Below are 8920 nucleotides of genomic sequence, written 5' to 3'. Positions count from 1 at the left end.
TACCTCATTTCTATCATTGGTTCCATTATAACGAGGTTTTTTGATAAAAATACACAAAAACCCCGAATCATGGGGCTTTTTTTAAGTGTCCATGATTCGGGGTACAGTTCATATGTAAGAATCTGAGCTCTTTTTTGTTTACCGAATGCGAATATGATAGCTTTTTAACCATTCGTTCGTTTGTAGCATATATTCCATTGTACTTCTCGCATCCAAATCATTGATTTCTTGATTCGTTTGATTTGCAATTGCAAGCAATGCGGAATGATCGATAAGTGAGAAGATTGGATTGTTTTTATTACTACACATATCAAGCGTTAAATTGCGAATGGCTTGTAAGTAATTCGGATCTTGTGAAGTTGGATAAGCGCTCTTTCTTCGGTTGCGAACGTCATCTGGTAAGACGCTTTTTAATGCCCGACGTAAAATGCCTTTTTCAATATGATCAATCCGTTTTACATCAAAAGGTACGTTCCATAAGTATTCTACGAGTCGATAATCACAAAATGGTACGCGAACTTCAAAGCCAACCGCCATGCTCATGCGATCTTTTCGGTCCAGTAAAAACGGTAAAAATCTTGTTAAGAATAAATAAAACATTTGGCGTTGTTTTGCTTCTTTTTTATTTTCATCAGGGAGGATCGGAACTTCCTGAATGGCCTCTTGGAATCGATTATGAATATAATGATCAAGATTGCATTGTTTTTTTACTTCATTTTGTAAGAGGAAGGAAGAGTTTTTCCAGTTTGTGAGCCAAGGGAACTGATCTACATATAATAGTTCTTCTTGATGAAACCAAGGGTATCCGCCAAATACTTCGTCAGCTGATTCGCCAGAAAGTGCAACAGTAGCGTCTTTTTTCATTTCCTGAAATAGTAAATATAGTGAAGTTTCTATCTCACCGGCACCCGGTAAATCTTTTGCATAAAGTGGAACAAATAAGTGATTTGCTAATTCTTCTGCATTGACAATAATATCGTGATGAGTTGTTCCGACATGTTCAGATACTCGTTTTACCCACGGGGCATCTAGACCAGTGCGAGAAAAAGTTAACTCAAAATCTTTGGCGCTGTTTACAAAGTCGATGGAATACGTATGAAGTGTTTTATTTTCCTTTGCAAATTCCTTTCCTGCTAGAGCAGTAATACCACTAGAATCTAAACCGCCAGATAACATACAAACGAGAGGTACATCAGCAATGAGTTGTCGTTTTACAGTGTCTTGTAGAATAGAAAGAATATGTGAGGCTGTTTCTTCTGGAGTATCTGTATGTTTTTTACTTGTGAAAGTCCAATATCTTTTTACTACCTTTTTATCTTTTGTAAATGTGATATAATGTCCGGCGCGCACTTCTTTTATATGTTTCAACACACCGCATCCTGGAGTTCGAAATGACCCGAGCCCAAATATTTCATTAATACCACTTTCGTCAATTTCAGCAGACACGGACGGATGAGCAAGTAATGCCTTAATTTCTGAGCCGAAAATAATACTATCATTGCGCTCTGTATAAAAAAGTGGTTTGACACCTAAATGATCTCGCGCTAAAAAGAGTTGTTGTTTTTGGTCATCCCATATTGCGAAAGCAAAAATGCCATTTAAATGTTGCACGCAGTCTTCTTTCCATTCCAAATAAGCATGGAGCAATACTTCTGTATCTGAATATGTTTCAAATGTGTGTCCATTCCTTTTTAAGATTTCTCTTAGTTCTCGAAAATTATAAATTTCACCATTATATGTGATGGCAAATGTATAATCACCAGCCTTATATGTTTTTGGCTGTGCTCCACCTTTAGGATCAATGACAATTAAACGACGATGTGCGAATGCTGCTCGCGGGGATAACCAAAAGCCTTCTGCATCTGGGCCACGGTGCTTAATACGGTTTGCCATAGCCTGTAAAATATGTTGTTGATTTGAAAGGTCTTCTCTCCAATCGACCCAACCTGTAATTCCACACATATGTCTCATCTCCTAATTATAAAATAGTGATAGATTAATAAAACCTAACTTTATAAATAGTATACTAGATGAAATAAATTGTAGACTTGAGAAAATATTCTCAGAAATTTTTAGTAGAACAGTAATCATGTTGTGTCATATACAATATTGCATATAAATGTCCAAACAAAAATGGAATAAGATGCATTACATATAGTATGTTTTTATTTTATCTAAACTTTACAATTTGTATAGACTGTAAAAAAGATATTAATTTTATCCCGCTATTTTAGGGCAGTAAGATTCCTACTTTAAGCTTTAGGGTGGGAGTAGGTGGCTCGTTTTGTAATGATGAACTTTCTCGTTATCGAAAGAATGAAAGGGAGGTTGTTAAGTCATTTGATTGATCAATATAAGAATATACACATTCAATATGAGAATTTAGATTCATTTCATTTTATATATGATAAACCGTTTATTTTGTCCGTCATGTGGAATGGGGTGAAATATGAATTTTTAATTAGAGTGAAGTCAAACTCTTCCAGGATGATCGTTTTAGGATCTGGAGCCGGAGGATATCATGAGAATCCAATTGGGCCTCCGATTTTTCAACGACATTCTTGGATCAATGATTTACATGATACTGTTATTTATTATAATGATCCTACTTTATATTTAGGTAACATTTTGCTAGGGTGGGGGCAAGGGACAAAAGAACGATATTATTTAAAAGATATTGCAACCATCCTTACTAAGTTAATCGAAAAAACAAAGGTACTCCATAAAAATGTTCTATTTTTTGGTAGTTCAGGTGGCGGATTTATGTCTTTCATGTTAGCTGGGTTTCTTAAGGATACAGTCGCTCTTGTCAATAATCCGCAAACTTGCTTAACAAAATGGATTACAGGCCCAGTACAAAATGTATTTCGGCATAGTTATTCTGGTTTATCTGAAGAAGAAATTATAGAAAAATATCGAGAAAGAATAAATGTAATAGAATTTTATAAAAGTATACAATACGTTCCAGAAATACATTATATACAAAATGTAGCTTGTGAATTTGATATTGTGAACCATATGATCCCCTTCATTGAAGGGCTGAAGAATATAAAAGATAATCACGTGATCAATCATGTCTACTTTGATTTATATCATAAAATAGTAGGAGATACGATGCTCGCAAATCATGTGGCATTAGGAAAAGAAGAAACGATTCATTATTTAAATCATTTACATGAATTTAGAACTAATAAAAACAAAGAAGTAGGGTAATAAAATGATGTGTCTAATATAGTGAAATGTTATTTTGTGAGTAAATTTCTTTTTGAAAAGTGTGTTCTATACGCTATATAAAAAAGGAATAAATGAAAGAAGAAGGGACTGGCCTTGATTAGCGGGCTAGTCCCTTCTCTTTAAAAGGTAGTTACGAATAGTGCGTGAGGGTGTTGCGTCTTATATTCTTCTTTCCATGGAATGTTTAATTGTTCCCATGTTTGTCCGCTATCTATAGATTGAAAGACGCCATTATTATTTAAAGCATAAAACGTATGAGGTTCTGCTGGATTCGTAGCAAGCATGGAAATGACTGTACCGATTGCAGATGGTAAGCCTTTATGTACTTGCTCAAATGGGGTATCCTTCGTTTTTCGATACATATAGGATTCATAAGGAATACGGTGGTGAGCTAAGTCAGCGCTTGGTGCGGCAGAAACAAGAATTGTATCACAATCAGCTGGATCAATTGCCATACTATATAAATAATGATGTTCTAACCCTTCACTGCATGAAGTCCAGGTATTACCATTATCATAGCTTTCGAGATATGCTCGTTCAGGTCCGTTCATAAATCCATCACCACATGATGCGTATAGACGGTTAGGAGCATCATCGTGCATGAGTAACTGATGGGCGTCGATTGGAGCACCGAATTTTTTATCGCTCCATGTCTGTCCATGATCATTACTTTGAATAACGGCGCCAGCTTCGATAGATACATGTATTGTATTTTCGTTATGAGGGTCTACTGTAATCCATCGTACATGATGTGTAAAGGGACGAGGTGGAAAAGCCCATGTATAGGAAGATAATAATGATTTCATCGTTTTTAGTTCTGTCCACGTTTCTCCTCCATTTTCTGAACAGAATAACGCACTAGGTTCTGTTCCAACATAAATAGTGCCGTAACCGTTCTTTTGTTTTGCGGGGCTTATAGTAATCGAAGTAATAGCAGAATGAAGAATTCCATCTTCTTTCGGAAAATCAAAATAGCGATAGGCATCGCCAATTGGTCTCCAAGAATCTCCTTTATCATCGCTTACCCATAATCCTCGTCCAAAAGTACCGCAGTAAATACGATTCGGTTGGAATGGATCAACTGCGATACAAGTGGGCTGCATATTTTGTAAGTGGCATTGAATTTGGAAGTCCTCATCTTTCTCTTCAGCAACAACAATTTCATGCTCCATACAAAGAAATAATCGCTTCAAATGAAACGCCTCCTTTTTAAGTTGTACATTATTAAACAATATGAGAAAGAAAGAGAAGTAGTCTTGTTTTTTTGAGAAAAAGGAATCGAGCATGAAAATGACGAAGAGGGTATAGGAAGGGTGTAACAGATACATTACGATAAGAATAAGTGTATGAATGCAAGGAACAAATATGTGAAAAGAAGAAGTCCATATACAGCATTCAATGATTCAGAGACAATTTGCAAAGTATGAAAGAAAAAAGATGAGAAAAAGTGTCATAACATTTGCCTTGCAACATACATATATATAATGTGGCCACAAACAGTTTGGAAGGTAAATATTTCATGAAATTATTTTACTTATAAAGTTTCACCTTTTATAGTTAAATCGGTAATTGATAAAGATTATCATCTATAATCATTGTAGAAAGGAGTTTTTAAAAAAGTGAGTAGTCAACTCCGTTTTGCTATTGAAAATCGAAAAAAGCAATTGATTGATCAGTTAATTGGGGCAGGGGTATTTAAAATTCTCGATCGACAATTATATGAGCTTTCATTAGAGGAACTAGAAAAAGAGTACAAGAACATTAAGAAATACGCTGAAATTCAGGCATAGTTATATAGATATAGAATAAATCAGAAGAGCCGTTTATGTTGGATGCAGCATAAACGGCTCTTCGTTATTTTGTAGAAATGATGTTTTGAATTTCTTTCATTGGGCGTAACCAGTTTTGCGTGATCATTTGCTCTAATTTCTCTTCATCTTTCTCTTGTAAAGCTTTAATCATGAAATGATGCTCTTCAATCGATTGCTTTGCTGGAGTAAGAGCTTGAAAAAATATATATTCAAGGCGTAATACATGAAGGTGAAGGTTGGCTAAGAAAGGTTCGATATATGTATTTTTTGATATTGCTACTATTTTATTATGAAATGCTACATCTAATTGTAACGTTTTTTTTGTATTTTTCTCAAGCAATGCTGTTTGAAATGCAAAATTGATTTGCGAAAGCTCTACAATATCAGTCTCATTGATATGCTTCATAGCTTGTTTTCCAACGATGGTATGAAGCCCAGCGATTGTTTCATACATGATAGGTACGTCTTCTAATTTTATTGGTGCAATTTTTGTTTTTTGTCCCGGTACCATCTCGACTAGTCCTGAAATTTCTAATACTTGAAGTGCTTCCCTAACAGGTGTTCGACTTACTCCTAAAGCTTTAGCCAGCTCTCCATCATGAATCTTTTCATCAGGTTGTAAGACCCCTTCAATAATCCAGTCTTGTAACTGATTTAAAACGAGTGATTTAGCGGATAATCTTTCTTGTTTTTGATAATTTTGAGGAATAGGCATAATGAAGAAGAACTCCTTTCGCTATTTACTTCCTATTTTCTTTTTTGTTTGAACAAGCCGTAATTTTGGTTTCCCTTCATCAGGTTTTTGGCTCAATAAAAGTACCATTACGATCACGCAAATTGCGCCTAGTAGTTGAAATGATTGAAAGGGAACATGCAAAATAAGAACACTTGAAAGAATTGCTGCAAGAGGTTCTGTGCAACCAAATAATGTTGTTTCTTTTGGAGTTAAGTATCGTATGCTGTCTAAATATAAATAAAATGCAATGAGTGTACCAAAGATGATAACGAATGCGATCAAAAGTAAGTTTTGAATGTGGAGATATTTCATGCTAGATAGTAAGATAAATTCATTTGTAGAAAAGAAGTGTAACATTGTTACACCAATCCCCCCGATGATCATTCCCCATCCCACAATAACTGCTGAAGACCATCTATCTAATAACTCTTTTGAATATAAACTATAAAATGCTAATGATAATCCTGATAAAATACCCCAAATGATAGCAGGAGCAGAAACAGAAAGGGTATGAATAGAACCATTTGTTAATAAAAAGAATGTTCCGATTAAAGAAAGTGTAATGGAAATAAAGTCAATGATTTTCGGGCGAATCTTCCATTTGAAGATTAAGTATACAGTGATGAAAATAGGTGCTAAATATTGCAATAATGTTGCAATCGCAGCGTTTCCTTCACGAATAGATGCAAAATAAGTATATTGTACAGCTAGCATACCTAGTAATCCGAATAAAATCATTTTATTCGCATCACTTTTTTGTTTCCAAATCCCGAATATTTCATGTTTTTTACTACGAAATGATGCAAATAAGAGCAATAGAAAGCCTGATACAAGTAGACGAATTGTTACAAGCCATTCGGCAGATACACGTTCTTGTTGGAAAAGCTGTTGTGCAGCAGTCCCGGATAATCCCCATAAACTGGCTCCTATAATCACCATTATAATTCCTTTTAACCTAGCTGAATTCATAATAAAAGCCTCCTTTCTAGAGGAAATGCATTGAAATATGTAATACAATATGCAATATATCACGAATAACAATAAAAATAAATGGAATTTTTAAAAAATAAATTAGATAATAGATGGTAAAGGATTGGAGGGGGAGATTTGATGATCGGCGGTTTTATCATTTGTTTTTTGTTAGGTATGTTAATCATCATGTTAGGATACCAAATTCACATAAAAAAGAGATTATTTCTTCTAGCAGGATATCAAGAAGAAACGTTTGTAGGGGATAAAGAAAAACTTGCAAAAATATCAGGATTTTTTTCTTATACAATCGGCATTGTCACGATTTTATTACCATTTGGTTTAGAAACAATTGGTAACAATGCTGGAATTGGTTATGCGGCATTTGTTGTCATCAGTACAATTGTAGTTATGATATGGATAAATGTAATCAATAAGCCGAAAAAAGAAAAATGAGAACAAGCTGGTTCCTCTCCTAGGGAACTAGCTTGTTCTATTTATAGTTATAAGGATTTCATATGCATTTTTGGAAATTATAAATAAAAATATAAAATTTTTTATAATTTTCATTGCGAAAAGGACAATCTACTTTTACAATAGAAAGGGTCGTATATATTATACTGGAAAAATAAATCGAAATAATGTGAAAATTTTAGTTTGTCTTTGTTAACTGTATATCGCATACACGTAAGACGACACACATCATGTTATCGACTTGTAAGGAGAGAAGCAAATGAAAAGTGTAAGATTACCGACGATTCCAGAAATCATCATTTTGTTATTACTGTTTCTTGCTGTCGTCTTTTCTTTTCAAACGATTTTTAATCTCCCAATTCAATTAGCGCTATTTATTTCATGGTTTTTAGTGATTGCGCTAGGACTCAGATTAGGATTTCGTTACCAAGAATTGCAAGATGCAATTATAAAGGGAATTGCTAATGGATTAGAAGCCGTTCTTATTTTAGTTGCAGTTGGGGCACTCATTGGGACATGGATTGCTGGTGGCGTTGTGCCAACGTTAATCTATTATGGATTAGAGTTTATTCACCCGAGTATATTCTTATTAGCAACGTTAATCATCTGTTCAATTACTTCGATTGCAACAGGAACATCATGGGGCACAGTTGGAACAGCTGGTATCGCGATGATGGCAATTGGAGAAGGGCTTGGATTGCCGCTTCCATTAGTTGCTGGGGCAGTTCTGTCAGGTGCTTATTTTGGTGATAAACTATCTCCACTTTCAGATAGTACAGTACTTGCTGCTTCTATGGCAAAAGTAGATGTAATCGCACACGTTCGAGCGATGCTTGTACTAGATGTTCCAGCTTATATCATTACAGGAATTATGTTTACAATTGCTGGCTGGATGTATGGTGGAGATCATGTTGATTTAAACAAAGTAGAATTTTTAAAAGGAGCTTTATTGAAACAATTTGATATTAACATATGGATGCTTGTTCCAGCGTTCATTGTTATTATGTTATTAGCAATGAAGCGCCCATCTATGCCAACAATTGCAATGGGAGCACTTCTTGGTGCGATTTGGGCTACGCTTTTCCAAGGTATGCACTTTGGGGAGGCAATTGGAACGGCGTATAATGGATTCTCAATTCAATCAGGTATTGAATTTATTGATAAATTATTAAACCGTGGTGGTATTAACGGTATGCTTGGTTCAGTAGCTGTTATTATTTTCGGATTAGGATTTGGCGGCTTGCTTGAAAAACTAGGTGTTTTAAAGGTAATCGTATCGAAATTTGAGAAGAAATTAAATTCTGCCGGAAATGTAACGCTTTCTACATTAATTGTAGCTTTCTTAGCAAATGTATTTGGTTGTGCGATGTACGTATCGTTAATTTTGACTCCAAAAATTATGCAAGAAAACTATGATAAATTAAAATTAGATCGCCGCGTATTAGCTCGTAACTCAGAAGTAGGCGGAACATTAACGGCTGGTATGGTACCATGGTCTGATAATGGTATTTTTATGGCTGGTATTTTAGGGGTAGCAACATTATCATACATTCCATTTATGTGGCTAAGCTTCGTATCTTTAGCTTTAGCAATTATTTATGGATATACAGGTAAATTTATTTGGTATGTAGATGGTGCTGAAAAAGGAAAGCAAGTATCATAAATAAAAGGTCACTTTCTGCTTTTAGCAGAAGGT

The 8920-nt window shown here is 34.8% G+C and carries 8 protein-coding genes; 4 read left to right on the top strand and 4 right to left on the bottom strand.

The features are described 5' to 3' along the window. Positions 1 to 138 precede the first annotated feature (138 nt). A complete protein-coding gene (gene asnB, locus MR063_RS19915; protein WP_242200986.1) occupies positions 139 to 1962 on the bottom strand; it encodes an asparagine synthase (glutamine-hydrolyzing) in 1824 nt (607 codons plus the stop codon). Positions 1963 to 2274: 312 nt separating this feature from the next. Here asnB and MR063_RS19910 point away from each other — a divergent pair, with 312 nt between their 5' ends. Further along, the gene (locus MR063_RS19910) at positions 2275 to 3213 is read left to right on the top strand and encodes a glycosyl transferase family 2 (protein WP_242200984.1); all 939 of its coding nucleotides are present in this window, start codon (positions 2275 to 2277) and stop codon (positions 3211 to 3213) included. Positions 3214 to 3353: 140 nt separating this feature from the next. On the opposite strand, the gene MR063_RS19905 is transcribed toward MR063_RS19910, so the two are convergent. Beyond that, on the bottom strand, positions 3354 to 4427 hold the full coding sequence (locus MR063_RS19905) for a WD40/YVTN/BNR-like repeat-containing protein (RefSeq protein WP_242200982.1): 1074 nt from the start codon (positions 4425 to 4427) through the stop codon (positions 3354 to 3356). Between the two features lie 426 nt (positions 4428 to 4853). Here MR063_RS19905 and fbpA point away from each other — a divergent pair, with 426 nt between their 5' ends. Beyond that, positions 4854 to 5024 carry a Fur-regulated basic protein FbpA gene (gene fbpA / locus MR063_RS19900; protein ID WP_087098360.1) on the top strand — a complete coding sequence of 57 codons (171 nt, stop codon included), beginning with the start codon at positions 4854 to 4856 and terminating at the stop codon, positions 5022 to 5024. 64 nt (positions 5025 to 5088) lie between these two features. On the opposite strand, the gene MR063_RS19895 is transcribed toward fbpA, so the two are convergent. After that, positions 5089 to 5760 (bottom strand): GntR family transcriptional regulator, encoded by a 672-nt coding sequence (locus MR063_RS19895; RefSeq protein WP_242200979.1) that lies wholly within the window; start codon positions 5758 to 5760, stop codon positions 5089 to 5091. A 21-nt stretch (positions 5761 to 5781) separates the two neighbouring features. Then, positions 5782 to 6750 carry a DMT family transporter gene (locus MR063_RS19890; RefSeq protein WP_242200977.1) on the bottom strand — a complete coding sequence of 323 codons (969 nt, stop codon included), beginning with the start codon at positions 6748 to 6750 and terminating at the stop codon, positions 5782 to 5784. A 141-nt stretch (positions 6751 to 6891) separates the two neighbouring features. On the opposite strand from MR063_RS19890, the gene MR063_RS19885 reads away from it, so the two are divergent. Further along, on the top strand, positions 6892 to 7206 hold the full coding sequence (locus MR063_RS19885) for a DUF3784 domain-containing protein (RefSeq protein WP_242200975.1): 315 nt from the start codon (positions 6892 to 6894) through the stop codon (positions 7204 to 7206). Positions 7207 to 7483: 277 nt separating this feature from the next. Then, on the top strand, positions 7484 to 8887 hold the full coding sequence (gene nhaC / locus MR063_RS19880) for a Na+/H+ antiporter NhaC (protein WP_242200973.1): 1404 nt from the start codon (positions 7484 to 7486) through the stop codon (positions 8885 to 8887). The last annotated feature ends 33 nt before the right edge of the window (positions 8888 to 8920 follow it).

Source organism: Bacillus cereus group sp. BfR-BA-01492, assembly GCF_022662815.1.
Classification (GTDB): Bacteria; Bacillota; Bacilli; order Bacillales; family Bacillaceae_G; genus Bacillus_A; species Bacillus_A cereus_BD.
The sequence above is the reverse complement of the archived record's forward strand: the minus strand, read 5'-3'. Positions and strand labels throughout refer to the sequence as shown.

Bases quoted from the DNA above. Each gene is read 5' to 3' on its own strand.
- nhaC (WP_242200973.1), top strand. From the start codon at position 7,484: ATGAAAAGTGTAAGATTACCGACGATTCCAGAAATCATCATTTTGTTA.
- asnB (WP_242200986.1), bottom strand. From the start codon at position 1,962: ATGTGTGGAATTACAGGTTGGGTCGATTGGAGAGAAGACCTTTCAAAT.
- MR063_RS19885 (WP_242200975.1), top strand. From the start codon at position 6,892: ATGATCGGCGGTTTTATCATTTGTTTTTTGTTAGGTATGTTAATCATC.
- MR063_RS19895 (WP_242200979.1), bottom strand. From the start codon at position 5,760: ATGCCTATTCCTCAAAATTATCAAAAACAAGAAAGATTATCCGCTAAA.
- MR063_RS19890 (WP_242200977.1), bottom strand. From the start codon at position 6,750: ATGAATTCAGCTAGGTTAAAAGGAATTATAATGGTGATTATAGGAGCC.